22 protein-coding genes are annotated in these 25,018 nt (G+C 68.1%); 8 read left to right on the top strand and 14 right to left on the bottom strand.

Features of this window, described 5'->3' with window-relative positions:
• The first annotated feature begins 3 nt into the window (after positions 1–3).
• A complete protein-coding gene (locus tag ACQY68_RS14590; protein ID WP_428150303.1) occupies positions 4–894 on the top strand; it encodes a hypothetical protein in 891 nt (296 codons plus the stop codon).
• A gap of 59 nt (positions 895–953) precedes the next feature.
• Positions 954–1,526, top strand: coding sequence for a hypothetical protein (locus ACQY68_RS14585; RefSeq protein WP_428150301.1), 573 nt, complete (start codon positions 954–956; stop codon positions 1,524–1,526).
• Between the two features lie 30 nt (positions 1,527–1,556).
• On the opposite strand, the gene ACQY68_RS14580 is transcribed toward ACQY68_RS14585, so the two are convergent.
• Complete coding sequence (locus ACQY68_RS14580) at positions 1,557–3,260, bottom strand: sensor histidine kinase (RefSeq protein ID WP_428150300.1); 1,704 nt, start codon at positions 3,258–3,260, stop codon at positions 1,557–1,559.
• A gap of 189 nt (positions 3,261–3,449) precedes the next feature.
• On the opposite strand from ACQY68_RS14580, the gene ACQY68_RS14575 reads away from it, so the two are divergent.
• The gene (locus ACQY68_RS14575) at positions 3,450–3,878 is read left to right on the top strand and encodes a SufE family protein (RefSeq protein ID WP_428150299.1); all 429 of its coding nucleotides are present in this window, start codon (positions 3,450–3,452) and stop codon (positions 3,876–3,878) included.
• Here the strand turns inward: ACQY68_RS14575 and ACQY68_RS14570 are convergent, their stop codons facing one another.
• Together ACQY68_RS14570 and ACQY68_RS14565 are read right to left on the bottom strand one after the other, a co-directional pair.
• Positions 3,879–4,595, bottom strand: a complete 717-nt coding sequence (locus ACQY68_RS14570; RefSeq protein WP_428150297.1) for a DUF6456 domain-containing protein — start codon at positions 4,593–4,595, stop codon at positions 3,879–3,881.
• Positions 4,592–4,957, bottom strand: coding sequence for a chromosomal replication initiator DnaA (locus ACQY68_RS14565; protein WP_428150296.1), 366 nt, complete (start codon positions 4,955–4,957; stop codon positions 4,592–4,594). Before ACQY68_RS14565 ends, ACQY68_RS14570 begins: the two co-directional genes overlap by 4 nt.
• Before the next feature lie 341 nt (positions 4,958–5,298).
• Between ACQY68_RS14565 and ctrA the strand changes: the two genes are divergently transcribed.
• Both ctrA and arr read left to right on the top strand, forming a co-directional pair.
• Positions 5,299–6,012, top strand: coding sequence for a response regulator transcription factor CtrA (gene ctrA / locus ACQY68_RS14560; protein ID WP_426036717.1), 714 nt, complete (start codon positions 5,299–5,301; stop codon positions 6,010–6,012).
• A gap of 184 nt (positions 6,013–6,196) precedes the next feature.
• Complete coding sequence (gene arr / locus ACQY68_RS14555; RefSeq protein ID WP_428150294.1) at positions 6,197–6,631, top strand: NAD(+)--rifampin ADP-ribosyltransferase; 435 nt, start codon at positions 6,197–6,199, stop codon at positions 6,629–6,631.
• Here the strand turns inward: arr and ACQY68_RS14550 are convergent.
• The 4 genes from ACQY68_RS14550 to ACQY68_RS14535 all read right to left on the bottom strand — a co-directional run bounded on the left by ACQY68_RS14550 (position 6,628) and on the right by ACQY68_RS14535 (position 13,693).
• Positions 6,628–7,740, bottom strand: a complete 1,113-nt coding sequence (locus ACQY68_RS14550; RefSeq protein ID WP_428150293.1) for an endo-1,4-beta-xylanase — start codon at positions 7,738–7,740, stop codon at positions 6,628–6,630. The genes arr and ACQY68_RS14550 overlap by 4 nt on opposite strands.
• Before the next feature lie 99 nt (positions 7,741–7,839).
• A complete protein-coding gene (locus tag ACQY68_RS14545) occupies positions 7,840–8,250 on the bottom strand; it encodes a flagellar export protein FliJ (RefSeq protein ID WP_428150291.1) in 411 nt (136 codons plus the stop codon).
• 16 nt (positions 8,251–8,266) lie between these two features.
• Complete coding sequence (fliI, locus tag ACQY68_RS14540; protein WP_428150290.1) at positions 8,267–9,610, bottom strand: flagellar protein export ATPase FliI; 1,344 nt, start codon at positions 9,608–9,610, stop codon at positions 8,267–8,269.
• A gap of 51 nt (positions 9,611–9,661) precedes the next feature.
• Positions 9,662–13,693 carry a PAS domain-containing protein gene (locus ACQY68_RS14535; protein ID WP_428150289.1) on the bottom strand — a complete coding sequence of 1,344 codons (4,032 nt, stop codon included), beginning with the start codon at positions 13,691–13,693 and terminating at the stop codon, positions 9,662–9,664.
• Positions 13,694–13,992: 299 nt separating this feature from the next.
• On the opposite strand from ACQY68_RS14535, the gene cysK reads away from it, so the two are divergent.
• The 3 genes from cysK to ACQY68_RS14520 all read left to right on the top strand — a co-directional run bounded on the left by cysK (position 13,993) and on the right by ACQY68_RS14520 (position 16,868).
• On the top strand, positions 13,993–14,967 hold the full coding sequence (cysK, locus tag ACQY68_RS14530) for a cysteine synthase A (RefSeq protein ID WP_428150287.1): 975 nt from the start codon (positions 13,993–13,995) through the stop codon (positions 14,965–14,967).
• Between the two features lie 85 nt (positions 14,968–15,052).
• Positions 15,053–16,270, top strand: coding sequence for a DUF2336 domain-containing protein (locus ACQY68_RS14525; RefSeq protein ID WP_428150286.1), 1,218 nt, complete (start codon positions 15,053–15,055; stop codon positions 16,268–16,270).
• A 169-nt stretch (positions 16,271–16,439) separates the two neighbouring features.
• Positions 16,440–16,868 carry a MucR family transcriptional regulator gene (locus tag ACQY68_RS14520; protein WP_428152678.1) on the top strand — a complete coding sequence of 143 codons (429 nt, stop codon included), beginning with the start codon at positions 16,440–16,442 and terminating at the stop codon, positions 16,866–16,868.
• Between the two features lie 58 nt (positions 16,869–16,926).
• On the opposite strand, the gene ACQY68_RS14515 is transcribed toward ACQY68_RS14520, so the two are convergent.
• The 7 genes from ACQY68_RS14515 to ACQY68_RS14485 form a co-directional block, all read right to left on the bottom strand.
• On the bottom strand, positions 16,927–18,039 hold the full coding sequence (locus ACQY68_RS14515; RefSeq protein WP_428150285.1) for a DUF2336 domain-containing protein: 1,113 nt from the start codon (positions 18,037–18,039) through the stop codon (positions 16,927–16,929).
• Positions 18,036–18,905 carry a hypothetical protein gene (locus tag ACQY68_RS14510; RefSeq protein WP_428150283.1) on the bottom strand — a complete coding sequence of 290 codons (870 nt, stop codon included), beginning with the start codon at positions 18,903–18,905 and terminating at the stop codon, positions 18,036–18,038. Before ACQY68_RS14510 ends, ACQY68_RS14515 begins: the two co-directional genes overlap by 4 nt.
• Positions 18,906–18,987: 82 nt before the next feature.
• The gene (locus tag ACQY68_RS14505) at positions 18,988–19,749 is read right to left on the bottom strand and encodes an ABC transporter permease (RefSeq protein WP_428150282.1); all 762 of its coding nucleotides are present in this window, start codon (positions 19,747–19,749) and stop codon (positions 18,988–18,990) included.
• The gene (locus tag ACQY68_RS14500) at positions 19,746–20,507 is read right to left on the bottom strand and encodes an ABC transporter ATP-binding protein (RefSeq protein WP_428150280.1); all 762 of its coding nucleotides are present in this window, start codon (positions 20,505–20,507) and stop codon (positions 19,746–19,748) included. The genes ACQY68_RS14505 and ACQY68_RS14500 overlap by 4 nt, the downstream gene beginning before the upstream one ends.
• Positions 20,500–21,534: an ABC transporter substrate-binding protein gene (locus tag ACQY68_RS14495; RefSeq protein WP_428150278.1), complete on the bottom strand. Its 1,035-nt coding sequence runs from the start codon at positions 21,532–21,534 to the stop codon at positions 20,500–20,502. The genes ACQY68_RS14500 and ACQY68_RS14495 overlap by 8 nt, the downstream gene beginning before the upstream one ends.
• Before the next feature lie 566 nt (positions 21,535–22,100).
• Positions 22,101–23,108: an alpha/beta hydrolase gene (locus ACQY68_RS14490; RefSeq protein ID WP_428150276.1), complete on the bottom strand. Its 1,008-nt coding sequence runs from the start codon at positions 23,106–23,108 to the stop codon at positions 22,101–22,103.
• A 46-nt stretch (positions 23,109–23,154) separates the two neighbouring features.
• Complete coding sequence (locus ACQY68_RS14485; protein WP_428150275.1) at positions 23,155–24,969, bottom strand: ABC-F family ATP-binding cassette domain-containing protein; 1,815 nt, start codon at positions 24,967–24,969, stop codon at positions 23,155–23,157.
• Positions 24,970–25,018 lie beyond the last annotated feature (49 nt).

Raw genomic sequence — 25,018 nt, 5'->3', positions numbered from 1 at the left:
CTCATGAGGATAGGCCTTTCGACCCGCACCGCCAGAGCCGTAATCGCCGCCGTCGTGATGGCGGCGACGCCCGTGGCCGCCTTCGCCGACGGCACGGGGACCTTCTACGACCGGACCTTCGTCCTGGCCGCGCATGAGAAATGCCGGCTGTTCCGGGCGCCCGTGGTCGGGGCTTTGTCTGCTGCGACCTTGCAATCGCGAGGCGCCGCCCTGCGCGCCGGAACCACAGAGGCGGCGCTTCTCGCCACCGCCCAGCGCGCCCGGTCGCGGGCGCGTCAGGTGTCCTGCGCCAACCCCGAACTGGCCATGGTGCGCGACCGGGTCTCCGACGCCTTCGCCGGCTGGCAGCGGATCCCGCGTATGGACTTCAACGGCGACCACGCGACCTGGACCGCGGACCGCGTCCGACGCGAGGCCGCGACATGGCGGCTGGTGCAGACCTCGGTCACCGGCGCCTCGCCCGTGAGGTTCGGGCTCAGCGCGGCCGTGCCGGGTTCAGCCAATGTGTCCGGCGGCGAGACCCTTTCGGCCGTCGTCTCCTTCGTGGGGCGTCCGCGTCCCTATGCGGCGCGGATGGTCATGCGCGATCCGGCCCTGGCCGCCCGTCCGTGGCTGACGGCCGCCGGTCGCGCCATCCTGCCGCCCGAGAGCGCGCGTCAGGAAGTCTGGTCCGCCGGGACCGCGCCCGCGCCCGCGACCCTGCTGGCAACTGGTCGGACCCAGGGCGAGACCTGGTATTTCCCCACGACGGGTGGTGACCGGCTGTCCCGCCTGGACCCGCGCGAGCCCTTCCTGATCCAATTCCTGTTCCGGGACGGCAGCGTCGCCACCGCGACCTTCGAGGCCGGGGATTTCGCGGCGGCGCGGGCCTTCGTGGCGTTGGGGACGGTCTAGCAAAGGCCTCGCTTGCCTGAATGCCCCAAGTGGGCCCTTTATCCGGTATGAGAACTTCCTTGATCCGGATAGCGCCTCTCGCCCTTGCCGTCGGCGCTGCGATGGCGGCGGTCTTTCCCGTGACGGCGCTGGCTCAGGTCGATGTCGAGAAGATCGTCCAGGACGCCAGGCAGGCGGATCTCGAGGGTCGTCCCGCATTCGGCGGGTTGTCGGAAGTCGGCGATCTGAGACGGGACTGGTCGGTGAACACCTTCTACGTCGTCTATCGCGGCGCTCCGCCGGAGCAGACCGTGTTCTGGGCCGTGCGTCGCGAGACAGGGACCCGGATGGCCCGAACGGCGACGGTCTGGGCGGATTCCCGATCCTGCCCCGGGGTGCGGACCATGCTGTTGGCGATGGAGCAGTTGCCGGCGGTGCGTCCCGATGCGATCCGGCTCGGGGAGGAAGCCTCCGCCGAAATCCAGCTGCATGGTTCGCGTGTCACCTTCTGGAACCGCTGGGCGCGTTCGGGGCCGGAGAACGCCGCCGTGGATGTCGAGATCGTCGGCAATGTGAATTCCCCGGCCGCCCGATGGTGGGCTGAAAGTTCGCCTGGCCTCGCCGATTGCTGGACGCCGAACCCGCCCGCCTGACGCTCAACCGCGCGATGGCGTCCAGCCCGATCAGCCGCCCGCGTTGAAGGGGATCACCTCCGCCCCGCCCTCGGGCGCCGGGGCGCGCACCGCGACCGCGACGGGCAGTCGTACCGTCACCGCCGTGCCTTCGCCGAGGGTGCTCTCAAGGCTCATCCGGCCGCCATGCAACTCGGCCAGGGCGCGGACCAGCGACAGGCCCAGACCCGTGCCCTGGACCTTCTGCTCGACGGCGCCGGCCTGTTCGAACGGACGGCCGAGGCGCTTCAGGTCACGGGCGGCGATGCCGACGCCGGTGTCGGAGACGACCAGCTCCAGATACGGGCCGATCACGTCCAGGGTCAGGGTCACGGATCCGCCCGAAGGAGTGAATTTGATGGCGTTGGACAGCAGGTTCAGCGTGATCTGCTTAAGCGCGCGCCGATCGGCGTCGACCGTCAGCGGCTCTTCCGGGACCAGGCTGTTGAGACCCACGCCCTTGTCGGTCGCGGTGATGCGGACGAGGGCGACGGCGGCGGAGACGACCTCGCGGGCGTCGAAGGTTTCGCGCGACAGCTCGTAGCGTTCGGCCTCGATCTTGGACACATCAAGCACGTCGTTGATCAGGTCCAGCAGGTGGCCGCCGGCCTCGTGGATGCTGTCGGCGTAGTCGGCGTATTTCTGGGGCAGGGGGCCGAACAGGCGCTGGCGCATGATGTCGGAGAAGCCGAGCACGGCGTTCAGCGGCGTGCGCAGCTCATGGGACATGTTGGCGAGGAAGCGGGTCTTGCCGCTGTCGCGGGCCTCGGCCTCGGCGCGGGCGGCCTCCAGACCGATTTCGGTGGCGAACTGGCGGGTGGCGTCGAAGGCCTGTGCGATGAGGCGCGGGCCCGTCTCTCCGTCTTCCATCCGGCGAAGGATCAGATTGACGCGGCGGTCGAGGGCGATGCGCGGGGCGAATTGGGCCTGGCCATCCTGACCTGCGAGCGCCCGGTCGATGGCGGCGAGGATGGCGGGACGATCGGGGGCGTGGACAGCCGCGAACAGGCCGGACTGGAACAGGGCGTCGGGCTCCAGCGCCGGCGGGGGAGAGCCGTAGGCGGCCAGGACACGACCGGACGGCTCCAGCACCAGGGTCAGTGCGGGCTGGGCGGCGAGCAGGGTCTCGACGCGCAGGGTCATGGCCTCGGCGGCGTTGAGCCTGGTCTCGCGCAGCCGCCAGGCAAGTCGCACGGCCAGCACGGCCGCGATCATGACGAGCAGGACGGAGATCGCGGCCGGCAGGGGCCGGCTTTCCGGCGGGCCGACGAACAGGGCGGACAACTGGCCGCCGAGGGCGACGACGCCCGAGCCGATCGCGCCCGCCTGGGCCAGCTTGACGCCATGACGAGGTCCGCCGAGCGCCAGAGCCGCCACGAAAGGCATGCCCGCATAGCCCACCAGCGGTCCCGCCAGTCCGCCGGACAGCATGGCGGCAGCCAGGGCCGCGAGGGTCCAGACCACCAGCAGCAGCGACCGCTCGCCGGTCCCGTCGCGCCACAGCAGGGCGAGGCCGGCGAGTCCGGGCACGATCATGGCCGCCGCGCCGAAGATCTCCGACCCGCCGAGCCAGCCTAACGTCGCGCCGGCCACGAGTGACAGGATCGCGCCAACGGCCCAGGCCGCGTGCCAGGCCGTCAGTGCGGACACGCCCTCTTCCATCGCGCGCGAGGGCGGCGGAGAGGCGTCCGGATCGGGGCGGGCGACAGAGGTCAAACAGGTGTCCGGGCGGCCGGGGCGAGGGGCCGGGGAGGTGAGCGCGCCGACCGATGAGACTAGCGTCGCAGCCGAGTCGTCTAAAGCCCGCACCCGCAGGAGGCGACTCGGTCGGGGGGCGGCGGGACCGACAACTGGGGATGGACGCGCCGGTTGTCGTTAACCGGCGCGCGGCCTATCTGGCGAGCCATGACCGAACCGGCCGACACCATCGACGCGACCCTGGACGAACTGGCCGAGGATTTCGAGGTGCTGGAGGACTGGGAGCAGCGGATCGCCTATGTCATCGACCTGGGCAAGGACCTGGCGCCGCTGCCGGACGCGGACCGGACGGACGCCAACAAGGTGCCGGGCTGCGCGGCCCAGGTCTGGCTGGCGTCGGGACGTGAGGGGGACCGGCTGACGTTCCGCGCCGACAGCGACAGCGCGATCTCCAAGGGGAATGTGGCCTTGTTGCTAAGGCTCTATTCGGGGCGACCCGCGGATCAGATCCTGGCCTTCGACGCCAGGGCGGCGCTGGACCGGTTGGGTTTGCCGCAGGCCCTGACCCGGCAGCGAGCCAACGGGCTCAACGCCATGGTCGGGCGCATCCTGCAGGAGGCGATGGCGGCGGGCTGATCAGCCGATGCCGTAGTGCCGTGCCAGGGTCTGGAGGCCGGTTTTCAGAACCGTCTTTCCCTCGCGGCGCCGGAAACCCGCCTCCTGTTCGGCGAGTTGCAGGCTGCCCTGGCGGACGCAGACCTGTTCGACGAGCGCCCGGGTTCGGGGATCGATCGACGCCAAAGCGCGGGCCGCGCGACGCCCGGCGGCGAGGGCGCGGTCGCCGGGCTCGACCCTCGCCGACGAGCCGCTCCCGCCCGTGCGGGGCAGGGCGTCCCAGCGCATGGTCATCGACGGGCCGGACTGCGCGAGTTCGACGTCGAGTCTGAGGCGTTCCGCGGCGGCGATCTCGGCGGGTCCAAGCCAGGGGCGGCCATCGACGTCCTTTCGACGGGCCAGCCAGGCGATGGGGCTCTCGCCCAGATTGGCGCGGCGAACGGTCAGGCGACCGTCGGGCTCCATGATCGCCCGTTCCCCCTCGATGCGGCCGGGCGCGCCGGGCCGTGGTGAGGGCAGTTCCGTCGGGGCGGAGCGCTCGACCCAGCCGCCGCCTCTTCGCGCCTTCAGACCGGGGCTTTCGACGAGGGCGCGGAAGGTCGCCTCGTTCAGGGTCATGGCGGCGCGTGACCGGCGGTCGCCGCCGATCCGCAGGGCGTAGCTTCCATCCAGCGCCGCGACGTCGATCCAGCCGCCACGCGCCAGCAGACCGCGCGCCCGGGCTGCCGGCCCGCTCATGCCACCTCCGGCAGGTCCGTGACCGGCGGCGCTTCGCACAGGCCCAGGATGGTCGCCGCCAGCTCGTCGAGGAGGTCGTTCAGGTGGGGTTCGTCGCGCGCCTCCTCCATCCGTGTGCAGGCTCTCGACACGGTCTGGCGGTTCAGGCCGAAGGCGTGACCCACGCGTTCGAGCGACCAGCCCAGCGCCACATGGGCGAGGTAGAGCGACACCCGTCGAACCCGCAGCGCCGGCAGCGACAGCCGGCCCTTGCGGGTCAGGGTCTCCATCGGCGTTCCCAGACGCATGGCGACCACGTGGACGGTCAGGTCGGCCCGGTCGCGGTCCTGCGAGGGCACGATGATCCGATAGGGTGTGTTCAAGGCAGTCCTCCCAGGCCGATGCGAGATCGCCAGACTAAAGGCGACAAAACATCATGCTAGGAATATGGTCCTTTGCGACGTCAGGATCGGTCGTACCTCCAGTTGTGGCGGGCCGACACGATTTTTGGTGAAGGCGCATCAGACCGGGTCGAACGGCGGGTGGCGAAATAATTCGAATCGTTGACTCGCGGTGGCTCGACGCGATTCGCAAATCACCCCAGATTCGCCTTCATGGGGTGGCGTTAATACTTCTTAAGGGTTCGACGGGTTAACTCTCGAACAAGGTTACCCGGACGTATGCTCCGGGTCATATGGTCTAGCTTTTGCCTGGAGGGGCATGAATGCGCGTTCTGCTTATCGAAGACGATCATGCGACGGCGCAGAGCATCGAGCTGATGCTGAAGTCGGAAGGCTTCAACGTCTACACGACGGACCTGGGCGAGGAAGGCATCGATCTGGGCAAAATCTATGACTACGATCTCATTCTGCTCGACCTCAACCTTCCCGACATGAGCGGCCTGGAAGTCCTGCGCCAGCTGCGCGTCGGCAAGGTCAACACGCCGGTCATGATCCTGTCGGGCTCGACGGAAATCGAGACCAAGGTCAAGACCTTCGGCGGCGGCGCCGACGACTACATGACCAAGCCCTTCCACAAGGACGAGCTGATCGCGCGCACCCACGCCGTGGTCCGTCGCTCCAAGGGTCACGCCCAGGCCATCATCCACACCGGCGAGATCGCCGTGAACCTGGATGGCAAGACGGTCGAGGTGCATGGTCACCGCGTCCACCTGACGGGCAAGGAATACCAGATGCTGGAGCTGCTCTCGCTCCGCAAGGGTACCACCCTGACCAAGGAAATGTTCCTGAACCACCTTTACGGGGGCATGGACGAGCCCGAGCTGAAGATCATCGACGTCTTCATCTGCAAGCTGCGCAAGAAGCTGGCCACTGCCGCCGGCGGCAAGCACTATATCGAGACCGTCTGGGGTCGCGGCTACGTCCTGCGAGACCCGTCGGAAACCTCCGCGCCCGCTCCGCAGAGCGCCGCCGCCTGAAAAGTCTAGGCCTCGAAGCCAACCGAAGCGCCCGCCGGGACACCGGCGGGCGTTTTTCGTTTCTGGCGGCCATTCGTCTTGTCGCCTGTCACCGATATGGCGACGAAGTTTTCGAGATCAAGAATTGGCAGGCGCGGTCTTTTGCGCAGACTCCGGGGCTGCGAAACGCAATCGGGAGGCGGTGATGAACTCGGACCCCACGTATGGAACGGTGGCTGCCGGCGGGGTTCCCTCGACCCTGTACCACGGGACTCGCGCGGACCTGTCCGTCGGAGACTGGCTGAAACCGGGCTTCAACTCCAACTACGGCGACGACCTGAAACTGTCGTGGATCTATCTGTCGGGGACGCTCGAAGCGGCGATCTGGGGAGCCGAGCTGGCGAGGGGCGACGGTCGCCAGCGCATCTACATCGTCGAGCCGACCGGGACGATCGAGGACGATCCCAACCTGACCAACACCAAGTTCCCCGGCAATCCGACCCTGTCCTATCGCTCGCGCGAGCCGTTGCGGATCGTCGGCGAAGTGACGGAATGGACCGGCCATCCGCCGGAACAGGTGCAGGCGATGAAGGACAATGTCGCGCGCCTGCTGGCCGAGGGCGCGCCGATCTACGACTAGGCGCGGATCGCGTCCGCCACGGCCTGGAACATCGGATTGGGGCGGCCCGAGGCGTCGAACAGCAGCGGGCTGTCCTTGCCGTCGTCACGGGCCTCGCGTCGCAGCCAGCTGTCGGTGTCGCGCATGCCCCAGACGGTGAAGGCGAACCGCTGGGCGGGCGGCAGGTCCATGAAGGCAGAGGTCAGTTCGGCGACGCGGGCGGTCTGTTGCTCGATCTTCTGGCGCTGCGACCGGGTGTCGAACCGGCCCTCGACGCGCAGGGAGGCGTCCAGCTCCGAGACGTGGATGGGCAGGCCGAACTGAGCGGCCTCGCGGAAGAAGGCGGCGGTCTGGCCGGCGGGGATTTCGATGTCGAGGTGGGACTGGGTCCCGATGCCGCCGATGGGGACGCCGGCCTTCAGCAAGCGCTCGACCAGTCGCAGGAAGGTCGCGCCCTTCGTCGGCAGGTTCTCCAGATTGTAGTCGTTGAGGAACAGGACCGCGTCCGGATCGGCCAGCTTCGCCTGTTCGAAGGCGCGGGCGATATAGGCCTCCTGGCCCAGGGCTTCGGACCACAGGCAGGAACGCAGGCCGTTTCCGTCTTCGGCGACCGCTTCGTTGACCACGTCCCAGCCGGTGGCGCGACCGCGATAGCGTTGGGCGACGGTCTGGATGTAGCGGTCGTATTCGGTGCTGAAGCGGGCGGGGTCCAGCGAGCGGAAGAAGGCGCTGTCCTGCGAGTACCAGATCAGGGTCGTGCCGAAGAGGCGCAGGCCGTGGGTGGTGCAGAAGTCGGCGATCCGGTCGGGCGCGTCCCAGCGGTAGTCGCCGGTCTCCGACAGGATGTACTCCATCTTCATCTCCCACTCGGGCGTGAGCTGAGAGACGTGGGTCAGGGCGAGGTCGACCCAGGCCCGGTCCTCGAACTGGCCGGTCATGGCCGCCGTGCCGATGGGGAAGGGGGCGATGGACTTCAGCGGGGTCGCGGCGATCGCAGGCGCTGCGGACGCATTTTTGTCGCAGGCGGCCAGCGCCAGGGCGGAGCTTACGAACAGGCGGCGCGACAGACCCTTCCCCCCTTGAGGGAGAAGGTGGCAGCCGGAGGCTGACGGATGAGGGGTAGGTGTCATCAGATCGGCTCTCAACGGTTGGGTCGGAGTGGTGGAAACTTACCCCTCATCCGACCTCGCTTCGCTCGGCCACCTTCTCCCTCAAGGGGAGAAGGAAACTTAGGCGCTACGCCTTCTCAGACCCATTTCGTCGAAGGCGGCGGTCTCGCGCTTGCCGGCTGCGATGAGGGCGTTGAGGCGGGTCATCTCGGCGACGTGTTCGAACTTCTTCAGCTCGGAATAGGCGCCGGTCAGGGCGTCGCGAGCGCCTTCTTCCTCGGCGTCGAGGGTGACCAGATCGGTTTCGGCGGCGCCCTTTCGGGCCTTCCAGCCGGCCATATAGGCCTGAAGCAGCAGACCGGCTTCGGCGTCGGCGCGGGCGCGCTCGCGCTCCACCTCGACCTCGGCGTCCAGCACGGCCAGGCGCATCTCTGCCGACACCTTGCGCGACGAGATTTCGGCGAGGCGCTTCTGCAGCGTCTCGACCTCGTAGTTCGAAATCCGGATCAGCGAGTGGGCCCAGGCGGTCATGCGTTAAATCCAGTCACTACTGAGGGACCATGCCCTGATTCAGAATTGCCTCCAGGCGGGTAAAGGAATCGGAAAGACGCGTGGCGTCGTCCTTGTCCTGGCCCAGGAAGGCCTCCAGCTGGGGGTTCAGGGCGATGGCCCTGTCGGTGATGGGATCGGCGCCCGCGCGATAGGCGCCGATCTTGATCAGTTCTTCCATCGAGGCGTAGGCGCTGAGGCACTGGCGGGCGCGCTTGTTCAGCTCGCGCTCGGGCGGCGTCTGGCAGGCGGGCATGGTCCGGCTGACGGATTTCAGCACGTCGATGGCGGGGAAGCGGCCGCGCTCGGCGATCTTGCGGTCCATGACGATGTGGCCGTCGAGGATGCCTCGCACGGCGTCGGCGATGGGCTCGTCATGGTCGCCGCCGTCCACCAGCACGGTGAACAGGGCGGTGATCGGTCCCGCCGTCGTGCCGTCCGGGCGGACGGGACCCGGCCCGGCGCGCTCCAGCAGCTTGGGCAGTTCGGTGAAGACGGTGGGGGTGTATCCCTTGGTCGTCGGCGGTTCGCCCGCCGCCAGCCCGATCTCGCGCTGGGCCATGGCGAAGCGGGTGACCGAGTCCATCAGGCAGAGGACTTCGAGGTCCTGGTCGCGGAAGTATTCGGCGATGGCCAGGGTCATGTAGGCGGACTGGCGGCGTTTCAGGGCCGGTTCGTCGGAGGTGGCGACGACGACGACGGCGCGGCGCAGGCCTTCCTCGCCGAGGGTCTCCTCGATGAATTCGCGGACCTCACGGCCCCGTTCGCCGATCAGGCCGACGATGACGACGTCGCAGGTGGCCTGTTTGGCCAGCATCGACAGCAGCACCGACTTGCCGACGCCCGATCCGGCGAAGATGCCCAGGCGCTGGCCCCGGCAGGTGGTCGTGAAGACGTCCATCGAGCGGACGCCGAGGTCCAGTCGTTCGCCCACGCGGCCGCGCGAATGGGCGGGGGGCGGAGAGGCGCGGAGGGGATAGGGGGCCGGTCCCTGGGGCAGGGGGCCCTTGCCGTCGATGGGCTGGCCGAAGGCGTCGATGATGCGGCCCAGCCAGGCCTTGGTCGGATTGACCGCCGCCGCCTGGCCGATGATGTGGATGTCGGCGCCGGGGGCCACGCCCTCGACCGGGCCGAACGGCATCAGGAGGGCCTTGGAATCGCGGAAGCCCACGACTTCGGCCGGCAGGGGCGAGGCGCCGCGCCGCCCGATCTCGGCCCGCGCGCCGACGGCCAGCCGGGACAGGCCGCCGCGCGCCTCGATCAGCAGGCCGCTGACGCCCGCCACCTTGCCGGTGACGAGCAGCGGATCGATCGCTTCGACGGCGGCTACGAGGTTGCGCATGGCGTTAACGAATGCGGCAACGTGGTTAATCAGCGGTGAATCGCAGGGGACTTACCCCTCGATCATGTCGTGCACCTTGGCGGCCAGGTCGCCCATGACGAAGGGCTTGGTCAGGACCTCCATGCCGGGCGCCAGCAAGCCGTTTCCGACCGCCGCGTTCTCGGCATAGCCGGTGATGAAGAGGACCTTCAGGTCGGGTCGCGAGACCCGCGCGGCGTCCGCCACCTGGCGTCCGTTCATCCCGCCGGGCAGGCCGACGTCGGAGACGAGCAGGTCGATACGACGGTCCGAGCGCAGGATCTCGAGGCCCGACGGTCCGTCGGGAGCCTCGATGACGTTGTAGCCTGCGTCGCCCAGAACCTCGGCGACCAGCATCCGCACGGTCTCCTCGTCGTCGATGATCAGGACGGTCTCGCCGTGGCCGCCCTCCGCGATGGCCGTTGGGCCGGTATCCTCGTCGCCGTCCACCCCGCCAAGGTGACGCGGGAGATAGAGACACATGGTCGTGCCCTTGCCCATCTCCGAATAGATCCTCACCTGACCGCCCGACTGGCGCACGAAGCCGTGGATCATGGAGAGGCCGAGACCGGTGCCCTGACCCAAAGGCTTGGTGGTGAAGAAGGGATCGAAGGCCTGGGCCTGAACCTCGGGCGGCATGCCCGTACCGGTGTCGGTGACGCAGAGGGAGACGTACTGGCCGGGCGGCAGGTCGCGCGTCCGGGCCGCGCGATCGTCGAGCCATTTGTTCGACGTCTCGATGGTCAGCCGCCCGCCGGCCGGCACCATGGCGTCGCGCGCATTGATGCAGAGGTTCAGCAACGCGTTCTCCAGCTGCGACTGGTCGATCCTCGTCGCCCACAGACCACCGGCGCCGACGACCTCCAGCTCTACGTCCGGCCCCACGCTTCGCCGGATCAGGTCCTCCATGCCGTTGATCAGGCGGTTCACATCGGTGGGTTTCGGATCGAGGGTCTGCCGACGCGAGAAGGCCAGCAGGCGCTGTGTCAGGGAGGCCGCGCGCTGGGCGGAGCCTTGCGCCGCGTCGATGTAGCGATCCATGCCGTTCAGCCGGCCTTCGCTGAGACGTTTGGACAGCAGCTCCAGCGAGCCTGAGATGCCCGCCAGCAGGTTGTTGAAATCGTGAGCGATGCCGCCAGTGAGTTGACCCACAGCCTCCATCTTCTGTGACTGGCGTAGGGCTTCCTGGGCGTTCGACAGCGCCTGTTCGCGCGCCTTGTCCTCGGTCAGGTCTCGACCCACGGCGATGAAGTTCACACCCTCCGGTTCCGGCGCCACCGTCCAGCCGATGGGCTTCCAGACATTGTCTTTGGTCAGGATGCGGTTCTCGAACCGGGCGGACTGACCGGTCCGGCCCATCTCTTCCAGCGCCGTCGTTGTCGCCGGCAGGTCGTCCTGATTGATGATGTCGGCGTAGGGGTTGGTCAGCAGCTCATGCTCCGACCAGCCCAGGACCTTGGTCCAGGCCGGGTTGACCGCTGACAGGCCGCCCTCATAGTCGCCGCGAGCCAGCATGTCTTCGGACAGGGTCCACAGCTGGTCCCGCTCGGCCTTGCTGCCCGCCAGCAGGACCTGCAGCCGATCGTTCAGTTGAGCCATTTCCTGGGCTTGCCGACGCCGATCCTCGATATCGATGTTGGCGCCGACCCACCGTGTGATGGCTCCCGTCTCGTCCCGCACCGGCTCGGCCCGCACAATGAACCAGCGCCATGCGCCGTCCGCACGCAGGATTCGGAACTCTGTGTGATAGACCTCGCCGGTCGCCAGCGAACGCCCCCAGGCCTCGCCGGCCGCCTCCAGGTCGTCGGGGTGGACGATCTGGCCCCATGTTGTCGTGCCGTCGAGCGTGCCTTCGCCGCGGCCGGTGTAGAGATAGACCTGCTGGTTGAACCAGTTGAGCGTTCCGTCGGGCAGGCTGGCCCAGATCTGGTTCGGCACAGCCTGGGCGAAGACGCGAAACTGTTCCTCGCTTTCGAGCAGCGCCCGTTCCGCCTGTCGCCTTTCGGTCAGGTCCCTGAACAGCACCGCCACCTGCTGGCGCTCGGGCGGCTCCACCCGGAAGGCGGCCAGCTCCAGCCAGCGGCCGGTCGCCTCCAGTTCCTGTTCGAACCGGATCGGCTGGCCGGTGCGAAGGACCTCGCCATAGCGGTCGACCCAGGCCTGGGCCTCGTCGCCGACCATCTCGCGCAGCTTCTTGCCGACGACGTTCGGTATGCCGGCCTGTTCGGCATAGGCGGCGTTGGCTTCGAGATGGATGTAGTCGCTCAGCGGACCATGCGGGCCATCGAAGAACTCGATGATGCAGAAGCCCTCGTCCATCGTGTCGAACAGGGTGCGGTAACGGGCTTCGCTGTCCAGAAGATCGGCTGCGGCGCGGGCGCGTTCGCTGGCGGTGCGGACGCGTTCGGCCACCTCGCGCACGAGGGCGACGTCATCGTCCGACCATTCGCGCGACGTGGCGTTGTTGACGAACAGCAGCGCCACCACCTTGCCGCGCTCCATCAGCGGCATGTTGATCAGGGAAGTCGCCCGAATGCCGGCCAGGGCCGCGCCGCCGTCGCTGACGCGCGGATCGTGCGCGGCGTCGGCGAAAATCACCGTCTCGCCGCGGGCGAGGTTCTCGACGTAGGAGCCGAAGTCGCGGAAGTGGATGACGCCGGCGATGCTCTGGACGCCCGGAGCGTTGTAGTCGCGTTCGATGGTCACAGTCTCGGCGACCGTGTCCATGACGCCGTATCCGACACGACTGACCCCCAAGGTCTCGGCCAGGATTTTCGACGAGGCGTGAGCGATTTCGGCGGGATCGATCAGATCCCTGATCGCATCGTTGAGGTCCAGAAGGGCCTGCTGACGCGCCTCGGTCTGCTTCCGCTCTGTAATGTTGGTGAACAGGATGGCGACCCGATGCGCCTCCGGGTCGCCGATGCGAAGCGCTTCCACATCGTACCAGCGGCCGAAGATGTCGGCGGGATTTTCGAACCGCACTGTCTCTCCGGTCAGGGCGACCTTGCCGTAGAGGTCGAACCAGTGCTGCTCCAGCCCCGGCGCGATGTCCGACACCCATTTGCCGTTGGCGCCGTGCAGGCCGGTCATCTCTTCGAAGGCCGGGTTGCCCTCCACGATCATGTAGTCGACGGGTCGCATGTCGGCGTCGAACTTCATCTGGATGATGCAGAAGCCGGTGGAGGTAGAGTTGAACAAGGCGTCGTAGCGGCTCTCGGTTTCCGCCAGGATCGCATCGGCCTCGCGGCGCTCTGTGATGTCAAAGGTCACGCCGGGGAAACGCAACCTGCCGTCCGCGTCCGTGACGATCCGCCCCTCGGCGGAGACCCAGCGGACTTCGCCACCGGCCTGGATCAGCCGGTACTCCGAGTGGAAGGGCGCACGGGTTTCAAGAGTCCGCAGAACTTCCCGGCCGACGCGTTCCGCGTCATCGGGATGCATGGCCTGGAAGAAGTCGGACAGCGGGGCCCCGGCGCGAGCCACGACCGGATCGACGCCGTAGATTTCAGCGAACCGTTCGTCGGCGACGACCCGGTCGGCTTCGATGTCGAAATCCCAGGTGCCAACGCCACGGCCTGCAGACAGCGCCAGTTGAAGTCGTTCGTTGGTCGCGGCCCTTACTCGGTCGGATTCCACGCGCGCCGTGGTCTCGACGACCGTCGCGATGACGCCGCCCGGCCGTCCGCTCTCATCGGGCACAGGCCAGTAATCCAGATCCATCCAGACCTGCTCCGGCTCACCGGTGCGGTGGAGGGTCAGCTCCTGGTCCTTATAGGCCAGGGTTCCGCCGGCCAGACCGACCTTCATGACATTGGCGTTGAAATCCGCGACCTCGGGCCAACCCTCCAGAACGTTGGAGCCCAGAAGCCGGGGGTGCCTCCCGCCAGCGAAGACCGAATAGGCGTCGTTGTAGATCATCACCCCTTGCTCGCCCCAGAGCAGGACGATGGGCACTGGAGCGGCGATCAGCAGGGAGACGGTCGTCTTCAGGCTCTGCGGCCAGTTGTCGATCGGGCCCAGAGGCGTGGAAGCCCAGTCGTGGCCGCGCACGCGGTCAGCCATCTCTCCGGAACCGCTGGGGAACGCAGGCGCGGGGCCGTCGATAGAAGCAATTTCAGCCAGTGGTCGTCCCCCGTGGGCGTCCTTCGGGCCGCCGCGATTTGTCGCAAACGCGGTAAAGCTTGAAAGGGTTCATGCCCAGACGCTTGTGCGCGCGGACTGTGGCCCTATGTCCACTGCGAAGGTCGATGTGGGGTGGGTGTTCCAGACTCCACGGACTATCCAGACTCGTTTGTAGGGCCTGACTTTGGGACTCTATGGACTATTTAGACTCCAATTTCAGCGACCAGCCGGAGCTCCCCATGTCCGACACCGCCCCCAACGCCCGCGCCACCCACGGTCGCGGCAAGGTCTATGACTCGATCATCGACACCATCGGCGACACGCCGCTGGTCGGACTGCCGCGTCTTTCGGCGGAGTATTCGCCCAAGGCCCGGGTGCTGGCCAAGCTGGAGTTCTTCAATCCGATTTCGTCGGTGAAGGATCGGATCGGCGTGGCGATGATCGAGGCGCTGGAAGCGGCCGGCAGGATCTCGGCGGGCAGCGTCCTGATCGAGCCGACCTCGGGCAACACCGGCATCGCCCTGGCCTTCGTGGCCGCGGCCAAGGGCTATCGGCTGATCCTGGTCATGCCGGAATCGATGTCGATCGAACGGCGCAAGATGCTGGCCCTGCTGGGCGCCGAACTGGTCCTGACGCCCGCCGAAAAGGGAATGAAGGGGGCGATCGCCATGGCGGCCGAGCTGCTGGAACGCACCCCGGGCGCGGTCAGCCCGTCGCAGTTCGAGAACCCCGCCAATCCGGCCATCCACAGGTCCACGACGGCGGAAGAGATCTGGAACGACACGGCGGGCGCGGTGGACATCGTCGTCGCGGGCGTGGGCACGGGCGGCACCATCACCGGCGTGGGTCAGGCGCTGAAGGAGAAAAAGCCCTCGGTGCGGATGATCGCGGTCGAGCCGACGGCCTCGCCCGTCCTGTCCGGCGGCGAACCCGGGCCGCACAAGATCCAGGGCATCGGCGCGGGCTTCATCCCCGCCATTGTCGACCGCTCGGTCATCGACGGCGTCGAACAGGTCTCCAACGAGGACAGTTTCGAGATGGCCCGCAAGGTCGCTCGGGTTGAAGGCATCCCGGTCGGCATCTCGTCGGGCGCGGCCCTGACCGCCGCCTTCCGCCTGGCGGCTCTGGACGAGAATGCCGGCAAGACCATCGTCGCGATTATTCCCAGCTTCGCCGAGCGTTATCTGTCGACGGCGTTGTTCGAGGGGCTGTGAGGCCCGCGCGGTGGCTGCGTCAGGCATGGGGCGCCGCCTGAGCGTCATCGGCGGTTAACCCGTCAACCGTTACGCTGGCGCCAGCATGTCCGATCCCGCGACCGTCCCAGACCAAGAGGCTCCGCAGCCCGTCTTCCGGGCGCGGCATGCGTTGCTGAAGCGACTGGCCGACGTCGTGTCGCTGCCGGGCAGCCGGGTCAACGCCTTCGAGCGTGCGGTGACCGGAGACCTGCTGGTCGAGATGCTGCGTCTGGCGGCTCCTCGCGAGCGCCAGCGCGTGGCTCAACGGCTGGCGCCGCTGGCCGAGTTGCCGAACAGTCTCGCGCGGATGCTGCTGAGGGACGATCCAGCCATAGCCGGTCTGCTGCTGGAGCAGTGCGCCTCTCTGACCGACGCGGATCTGGTCGCCTGCGCTCGCGATACGGGGCCTGAGCACCGCTTCCTGATGGCCAGCCGTCGCGGTCTGGCGGAGGTGGTGACCGAAACACTGATCGCCTTTGGTGAGCAGGGCGTCATCGAATGTTTGTTGCGCAACACCACGGCACGCCTGTCGCAAAGCGGGGTCGAGGCTGTCGTGGCATTGAGCCGTCAGATGCCGATCCTGTGCGGGCATCTGTTGCGACGGCCCGAACTTCGTCCGTCGGGCGCCTATGTGATGTTCTGGTGGGCGCCGGCTGAGGACCGCAAGACCATTCTTCAGCGCTTTGCGGTCAGCCGTGAGGTCATGCAGGAGGTCGTCGAGGACGTCTTCGCCATGGCCGCCGAAGAAGGCTGGCAGGATCCGGTCTCGCGCAAGGCGCTGCAGTTCATCGAGCGCCGCCAGAGAAACCGCGCGGCCATCGACAAGAGCCCCTACGACAGCCTGGAGCATGCGGTCACCATCGCGGCGCGCGACGGGCTGAACCGTGAGGTCGCGGCCGAAATCGCCTATCTCGCCGGCGTGAAGCCGCTGACCGGGGCCAAGATCATGGGCGATGTCGGCGGCGAGCCCCTGGCCATCCTGTGCAAGGCGACCGGCATGTCGCGCATCGACCTGCAGAACCTGTGGCGCTCGGTGCGGCGACCGGAGACCTTGCCGGATGGTCGCGTGCATCCCGACTGGGACCGCGTTCAGGTGACCTATGAGATGTTGGCCGTCGATCGGGCCCAGACGGTGCTGCGTTACTGGAACTGGTCTCTGTCCTCGGCCCTGTCGCCCGATCTGCTGAGGGCCATTCGCGAAGGCGACGACCAGGCCCTTGATGAATATTCGACGCCCGAACGTGCGGCGATGATGGCGCTGGCCGAAAACTTCGGCCGCTGAACCCCATGCGTCGAAACTGAATACAGTCCTGCGGGGTTGTTCGACGGCATTCTGATGCACTGAGTTCAGACGCGCATTGCTTTCGGCGCCGAACATCCGTATTTCCCGAAATCACAATCGCCACTGTCCGGCAAGATTAGGCAAGGAAACGCTCGTGGACGCTTCAAGACTGGACGATCGGTCCGAACTTCTGGAAATGACCGCTGATATCGTGTCGGCCTATGTCGGCAACAACAGCGTGTCGGCCAACGACCTGCCGTCGCTGATCTCCAATATCCACGCCGCCCTGTCGCAGGTTTCGACCGGCGTCGTCGAGGTCGAGCCTGAGGTCAAGGAACCGGCCGTGCCGATCCGCAAGTCGATCAGCCCCGACTTCCTGATCTGCCTGGAAGACGGCCGCAAGTTCAAGTCGCTGAAGCGCCACCTGCGCACCAAGTACGACATGAGCCCCGAAGAATATCGCGCCAAGTGGGGCCTGGCCAAGGACTACCCGATGGTCGCCCCGAACTACGCCAAGGCCCGTTCGGACCTGGCCAAGCAGATGGGCCTGGGCCAGGGCGGCCGCAAACCGGCCCGCGCGCCCCGCGCCAAGAAGTAGTCTTCGGATCCAACGAAGTTCAGACGCCCGCTTCCGCAAGGAGGCGGGCGTTTCCGTTTCAGGCGGCAGTCGCCGTTCCCCGACGCATGCGCCAGAACCGCAGGGTGCGCAGGGCCGCGTCGCGCTGAAGCTCGGCATAGAGCCTGGCGTAGCTGTGGGCCTTGCCCATCGCATTGTCCTCGCCGCCGATGATGACGACGGCGAAGGTCAGGAACAGGGATCGATCCAGATCGGCCGCCTTGCAGATGACGGCGAGGGCATCGAGCTCCTTCTTCTCCACGATCTGGCTGGCGGTGTGGAAGTCCACGTCGGCCAGCTGGGCCAGGGCGATCAGGAATGAGGTCCGGCTGCCGGAGCGAAGGAAGCGGGCAAGCATCGTCGGGCTGAGCTGGTTGGCGGCCTTCAGCTCTTCCACATAGGCGAGGCATTCGGAGTAGTCGGCCGGCAGGGCGCCGTCCTCGGTCGCCACGCGGGCGCGACCGGCGGCGAGGGCGCTCTCCAGCAAGGCCGGATCCATGGCGGCGTTCTGTTCAAGGATCTGCTGACGCAGCCGGGCCTCGACGACGAAATACATGTCGTTCAGCAGGTCTGCGGGCAGGCCCTTGCGCTGGACCGTCGCTTCGTGAAGCGCCGGATTGACCTTGGCGCGTTCGACGGCGGTCTCGGTTGCGGCGCGCGACAGGCGAGCGCCGTCGTTGCGGAGCAGGGTCCCGAGAGTCTCGTCGTCGCCGCGTTCGACGATGACGTCGGAGACCGCTTCGGAAACGCTCGCACGTTCGGACACAGCGCGCAGATGTTCCTGGCCCCTGGAGCGGACGACGCCGAGCAGGTCATCGTCGGTCAGAACCGCGGAAGCGCGCAGGACAGCGTCGGCGACCGCCACCTCGTCATTGGCCAGCCGGCGGATCAGGCCGCGCGGGGCGTCGGGCGACAGGGCGAACCGGGCCGAAAGCTCCGCGCGAACGGCGGTCTCCATCTCGGAGGTCAGATCGCTGAGGACGGAATCGTAGAGGGCGTCCTCGGCGGCGGTACGCTGGCCTGCTCCGAAGAAATGCTCGGTCAGCTCACGCAGCAGGGCGCGGCGTTTCTCGCTGGAGGTTTCCTTGGCCAGGACGATCAGGTCGGGCAGGCGCGATCCGGTCTCGACCGGAGCGAAGGCGGCGTCGGTCATGGCAGGCTCGGATCGATATTGGGGACCACGCGGCGTCGGCCCTGGGCGTCGCGCGTCTGGGGCTCGTTCTCCGGCGGCTCGGCGAGATCCAGGGTGACGCTGTCGAAATAGACGGGTTCGGGCAGGGCGGTGGGGTCCGGGCGATGGCCCGCGTCGCGGTGCACCGAATAGTAGCGGGCGCCGGACTGACCAGACTGGACCGAGGATTGACCGGCAGCGCGTTCTGCCGGTGCGGGAAGCGCGGCCTGCTCCTCGCCCTGGGTCAGGCCCTGCTGCATCTGGAAGATGCGGGCGTCCCGGCGCGGGGCCATGGGATCGGCGGGATCGGGGACGGGTTGGGCCGCCTGCTGCGGCGTCGGAGCCTGGGTGACCGGGGCGGTGGCCTGACGCTGCAGGTTGAAGACCGGGGCGTCGCGACGGGGGGCCATGGGATCGACGGCGGCGCGCTCGACCGGCGCGGGCGGCGGCGAATAGGACGGAGCGGGCGCCGCCATCTCGGTCGTGGCGTAGGCCAGCGGGTCCGGTGAGCCGGGTGCAAAGGCGGGGGCGACGCGGGGCCCGATCCAGGCGCTGGCGGGGGTCAGGCCGCGCGAGGCCGGCAAGGGCGTCGAGGTCGGCTGCATCATCGGGCGGTAGGGCGACTGGGACGGCGCGACCCGGCGAGGGATCATGGCGTTGCGAACGCGAGACTCAGCTGCGGCGACATCCGCCGGCGTGGCGCCGGCCGGGCGGTTGGCCCAGGTCAGGTAGCGACCTGCGGCCGGGGCGGGCGTGGAGGCGGACTGGGCCTCGGCGCCGGACGCCACGAGGCACGCGCCGGCCGTCGCCAGAAGCAGGGTCAGGATGCGGGGGTCGCGATGCGGCAAAGGCGAAGCTCCCGTTCGAGAAGAACGTATCGGGAAGCGTAGTCGGCCTCGGCTTAACCCCGCGCTAACGGGCGTAAAGACTTCAGGCCCGATCGCGCAGCAGGCGGCGTTCGATCAGCCGGGTCGCGCCGTTGAGCGACAGGCCGAGAATGGCGAGGCAGACGAGAGCGGCCAGAAGGTCGGCCGTGCGCAGACGGTTTCCTGCCTCGAGCAGGCGCCAGGCGAGGCCCTGTGCGGCGCCGGAGCCGGAAACGAACTCGGCCACCACCGCGCCGACCACCGCCTGACCCGCCGCGACGCGAAGGCCCTCCAGCGCGAAGGGCAGGGCGGAGGGCAGGCGGAGCCGCCACAGGCGCTGGAGGGGGGAGGCGCCGTGCAGGTCGAACAGCCGTTCCAGATCCGGATCCGCGGACTTCAGTCCGGTCAGGACGCCGGAGAAGATGGGGAAGAAGGCTATGGCGGCGGCAAGCGCGGTCACCGCCCGGTCAGCGTGGTCAAGGCCGAACCAGATGAGCACCAGAGGCGCGATGGCGACCACGGGAGTGACCTGAAGCGTCACCGCGAGCGGAGCCACGGCGCGTTCGGCCGGGCGGCTGAGGGAGACGCTGATGGCCAGGCCGCCGCCGATCACAGTCGCGACGATTAGGGCCTTGAGCGCCATCCAGAAAGTCTGGAGCGCCGAGCCCGCCAGCACCACGCCGTTGTCGACCAAGGCGCGGGCAACGTCGCTCGGCGGGGGAAGGAAATAGACAGGCACGTGCAGCAGTCGGCACGAAGCCTCCCAGATGCCCAGCAGGACGGCGGTCAGGAGGAGTGCGGGCAGGGCGTCGAGCAGGCGTCTCACGATGCCCGCTCCATCGAGCGGGCCAATGCCTCGGCGACCGTCTCGACCGCTTCGTGGTAGGCGGGCTCGAGGCGCCAGCCGTCGGGGCGGGGCAGGGAACCGGGCATGGGAATGTCGGCGACCGCGCGACCATCGGCGGCTGACAGGACGACGACGCGTCCGGCCAGATAGGCGGCCTCCTCCACGTCATGGGTGACGAAGACCATGGCGACGGGCCGGGCGGCCCAGACACGATGCAGATCCTCGATCAGGCCGCGCCGGGTGATGGAGTCGAGCGCGGCGAAAGGTTCGTCGAGCAGCAGAAGATCCGGTTCGACCGACAGGGCGCGGGCGAGAGAGACACGCATGGCCATGCCGCCGGACAGCTGGCGCGGCCGGGCGGTGGTGCGGTCGCCGAGACCTACGGCGGCCAGGCTGTCGTCGGCGCGACGGCGGGCTTCCGAGGCCGGCATGCCGGACAACTCCAGCGGCAGGGCGACGTTGGTGCGGGCGTCGGCCCAGGGCATCAGGGTCGGGTTCTGGAAAACGAAGCCGGTACGGCCGGGCCGGGTGGGGTGGATCACGGCTCCGGACGAGGGGCGTTCGAGGCCGGCGAGCAGGCGAAGCGCCGTCGATTTTCCGGCGCCGGAGGCTCCGACGACGGCGACGATCTCGCGCGGGCCGACGGTCAGGTCCAGCGGCCCTAGGGAGGCGCGGCCGGGGTAGTCGATCCTGACCGTCGAAAGGCCGGCGACCGCCGCCCCGGCGTCGTCAGCCACGGCCGGGCAGGAAGTCGTCGGTGAAGGCCGTGCGCCAGCGCAGGTCGGCGGGATAGACGCCAGCTTGGGAGGTCACGTCGAAGAAGGCCTGCCACCGCTCGGCCGTCATGGCGCCGAGGCCGTAGAGGGCGGCGTCGCCGGAATCGACGATGCCGTTCTCGCTGAGCTTGGTGCGGGCCTGGTCGAGGATGTCCTGGGTCATCTCCGGGTTCGCCTGTTTGATCAGGGTGTTTGCCGCCCCCGGGTCTCCACGGATGTAGTCGCGCCATCCCTCGGCAGACGCGGCGATGAAGCTGCGCAGCGCCGCCGCGTTGTCCCGCGCGAACCCGTCCGGCGACATCACCATGGTCGCGTAGGAAGGGTAGCCCTCGTCAGCCAGGAGGAAGACGCGGGGTTCGAAGCCCGCCTCCTTCTCGATCGTATAGGGTTCGGAAGTCAGATAGCCCTGCTGCACCGCGCGTTCGTCCGCCAGGAAGGGGGCGGGATTGAAGTTGTATTTGCGGACCTGATCGTCGGTGAAGCCGTACCTGGCCTTCAGCCAGACCCAGAAGGCGGTGATCGAGGCGTCGGCCAGCAGGAACGGGCGGCCCGCGAGGTCGGCGATGCCGGTCAGGTCCGGATCAGGGTGGGCGATCAGGACCTGGGGGTCCTTCTGGAAGAAGGCGGCGACGGCCTTCACCGGAGCGCCCTCCGCCACGAGGTTCAGGGGGATGAAGCTGTTGGAGCCCATGCCGAGTTCGACGGCGCCGGAGGCCAGCAACTGGGGTACGTTCACGCCGGGACCACCCTGGATGATCTGCACGTTCAGGCCGCGCCGCTCATAGGCCCCGGAGGCCAGGGCCTGATAAAAGCCGCCGTGTTCGGCCTGGGCGCGCCAGTCGGTGGCGAAACGGATGCGGACGCGGCCCTGATCGTCGACGGGCGCCTGGGAGTCGCCGCAGGACGCGAGGCCCATGGCCGTCACGCCGATCCCGCCGGCGAGAACGAGGCGGCGGCTGACGACGGAATGAGTCGCGCGGGGTTGCATCGCGGCAAACTAGGGCCGGAGGGGGTGCAAGGGAAGGGAAGCGGCGCCTGAGAACCTTGCGCCGGAATTGAGCGAGGGGACGTGAACCCGGTCGAGCCGGTATTCACGTCCCCCCACCAAGTCCGGGTTGGGACTTGGCCATTGAGGTTTTGGACCCTGGCGTCAGCGCCGGCGGGCGAACCCGGCGACGGTCGGCTGTATCCTTGCGACTCCTGTCCGGTGGCGTTCCGTCCGGGCTTTTGACCCTCGCGTCGTCCATCGATCCCGGCCCGGTTCTCCGTGACCCTTCCCGCCGAAGCGTTCCGTGTCGGGAGCCTGGGCTCTGCCCGGTCTTTCCGCCGTCGCCCGAAAGCGCCTTTGGAAACCTTGGTCAGAGAGCCGGACCGACCCGCTTGAAACCCCGGTCTCCCTAGGTTTCCGCGCCGCCGTGTCCCTCGGCAAAATCAGGTTCGCGCCGATCGAAGGATCCGGCAAGCGGTGGATTTGGCGCCGCTGTGCAATACGGCCCCGAGGCCGGTGGACAAGCCTGTTAACCTCTGTGGGCGGATCAATTTAACGATGGGCGATCAGGTGCTTGGCTTGTCCACATAAACGCTGTTCGGCGTCAGGTGCGCCTCTATCCAGTCCCGGATGAAGGCCTGGGCCAAGGCGACGGTCGGGCCGCCGAAATGCTGGAAACCGTGGGCGGCGGCGGGGACCTCCAGCAGGGTCGCGTCCGCCTGGGTGGACCAGGCCCGGGCCATGAGGCGGGTGTCGTCCTGCAAGGGGTCCAGTTCGCCGGCGATGAACAGGGCAGGCGGCATGCCCGTCAGATCGGCATGGAGCGGTGACAGGTCCGGCGACCTCAGGGCGGCCTCGTCACGTTCGGGTGCGATCTGACGCAGACCGGCCGCCAGGTTCGGGCCGTCGAAAAGCAGGGTTCGGGCATCGGCGGCGTGGACCGACGGCGTGCCGGACAGGTCGAAGGCCCCTTGGACGAAGATGGGAAGTGGTAGCCGGGCGCCGCCTCCGTCCCGCAACTTCAGCACCGCCAGTGCGGCGAGGTGGGCGCCGGCGGACTCACCGATGACGAAGAGATCCCACACTCCGAACCGGGTCCGGCCCTCGTCGACGGCCCAGCGCAGAGCGGCGGCGCAGTCGGCGACCTGGTCGTGGAAGGTCACGCGCCGGGCCTCATCCAGCAGCCTGTAGTCGACAGACGCCACGGCGAAGCCCGCTTCGACCAAATGCCGGGTCAGGGGATCGTTCAGGGCGGCGCTGCCCAACACCCACCCTCCGCCGTGCAGGTCGATCACCAAGGCGCGGGGCGGCTCGGCAGGGATCAGAAGACGCAAGGGGACCGGGGCGTCGGCGGTGGGAAGGCTGAGCGTGGATACGGTCACGCCGCGACGTTTCAGGGTCATGGCGCTGAGTTGGCCGACCACCCGGCTGGCTGGCGCATTGAGCTGCATGCCCAGACGAAACCGCCAGCCCTCCGGCTTGAAGCGCGGCATGGCCTGAAGGGTCTGGTTCACTCGCGCGGCAGCCCGGTGCTGCTCTGGCGTGAGCGAGAGGGTCTGGATCGTCAGGGGCATGGATCGCATCTGGTGATCGGCGGACCAAACGCCAGCGGTGCGGCGATCAGCCTGCCAGGGCCTCGCGCTTGCTTTCCAGTTCCAGCCATTCTTCCTCGGCCGCCTCCAGCCTGGAGCGGGCGACCTCCATGGCCTTCATCGTGCTGGCGAAACCGGACGGGTCGCGGGAGTAGAAATTCACGTCGGCGAGACGGGTTTCGTGGGCGGCGATGTCGGCAGGGAGGGTGTGGATCAGGGCGTCGAGCTCCTTCAGCCGGTGCTGATCCTTGAAGGACAGCTTGCCCTTTGGAGCGGGTGGCGGCGGGGGAGGCGGCGCCACCGGCGCGGGTTTCGACGCGGCCTGTGCGGCCTGGGGCTTCAGGAAGCCGGGGTTCTGGCCGATGAAGTCGGTCCAGCCGCCGGGGGTCTCGACGATGTCGCCGCGCCCGTTCATGCCGATGGTCGATGTGGCCAAGCGGTCGACGAAATCGCGGTCGTGGCTGACGAGTATCAGGGTGCCGTCGTACTGCTCCAGCAGCTCTTCAAGCTTGTCGAGGGTGTCCATGTCGAGGTCGTTGGTCGGCTCGTCGAGCACCAGCATGTTGGCGGGCTTGGCCAGGGCGATGGCCAGCAGCAGCCGGTTGCGCTCGCCGCCCGACAGGGTCGAGATCGGCTGGCGCAACTGGGCGTCGGTAAACAGGAAGTCCTTGGCGTAGGCCGCAACGTGCTTTGAGAAGCCGCGCACGATGATCGAGTCGCCGCCGCCGGGCGTCAGGGCGTCCCACAGGGTCATGTCCGACTTCAGGCCGTCGCGGGACTGGTCGAGGTAGACGGTCTCCAGGCTGGCGCCGAGTTTGACAGTGCCCTCCGTGGGCTCGAGCTCGCCCAGCATGATCTTGACCAAGGTGGTCTTGCCCGCGCCGTTCGGGCCGACGATGGCCAGCCGGTCGCCGCGCAGGATGCGGCTGGTGAAGGGCTTGATGACGACGCGGTCGCCGAAGGATTTGGTGACCCCCTTGAGGTCGGCGACCAGTTTCCCGGACGTGCCGCCGGAATCGACCCCGAGCAGCATCTCCCGCGGCCGGTCCTTTGCCTGTTCGGCGCGTTCGGCGCGCAAGGCGTCGAGCGAGCGGGCGCGGCCCTCGTTGCGGCTGCGGCGGGCGGTGATGGAGGAGTAGAAGGTCGCGGTCTCGCGCTCGATGGTTTTGGTCAGCTTCTGGAAGGCGATGGCCTCCTCTTCCATCGTCTTGGCGGCCCATTCGTCGAAGGCGTCGAAGCCCTTGTTCAGGGTGCGGACCTTGCGGCCCTCCAGCCAGTGGCAGGACTGGGTGACACGGTTCAGGAAGGCGCGATCGTGGGAGACGATCAGGGCGGCGCATTTGGCGTCGATGATCTCGTTCTCGAGAAGCTCGATGGCCATGATGTCCATGTGGTTGGTCGGCTCGTCCAGCAGGAGCAAGTCGGGCTCTTCGGCGAAGGCCTTGGCGAGGGCGGCGCGGCGGATCTCGCCGCCCGACAGCCCCTTGGTGGACTTGTTCGGGTCCATGCCGAAGGTTTCGAGCCAGGCGTCGGCGGTCCAGTGCTCGGCGCCGTTGGAGGTGGCGTAGTCCGACAGGGTGTCGCCGGCGATCAGGGGCTCCTGAGGGACATAGGCGAACTTGACCGCGCCGTTGATGGAGCGGGTCCCGCTGTCGGGCTCGATCAGGCCCATGACGACCTTCATCAGAGTCGACTTGCCGGCGCCGTTGCGGCCGACGAGGCAGGAGCGCGTGCGTGGCTCGATGGCCAGGTCGACGCCGTCGAACAGAGGGCGCGGGCCATCCTGAAGGCGGACGTCCTTCAGGGCGACGAGAGGGGGTCTCGGAGACGAGCGGGGGGCCATGGATGCTTTCGGGCGCGGGGAGGCGTATGGGGAGCGCGTGGATGTAAAG

Origin of the sequence: Brevundimonas sp., from assembly GCF_965278935.1 — a bacterium.
Lineage (GTDB): Bacteria > Pseudomonadota > Alphaproteobacteria > Caulobacterales > Caulobacteraceae > Brevundimonas.
This window is presented reverse-complemented; position numbering and strand designations above follow the sequence as displayed.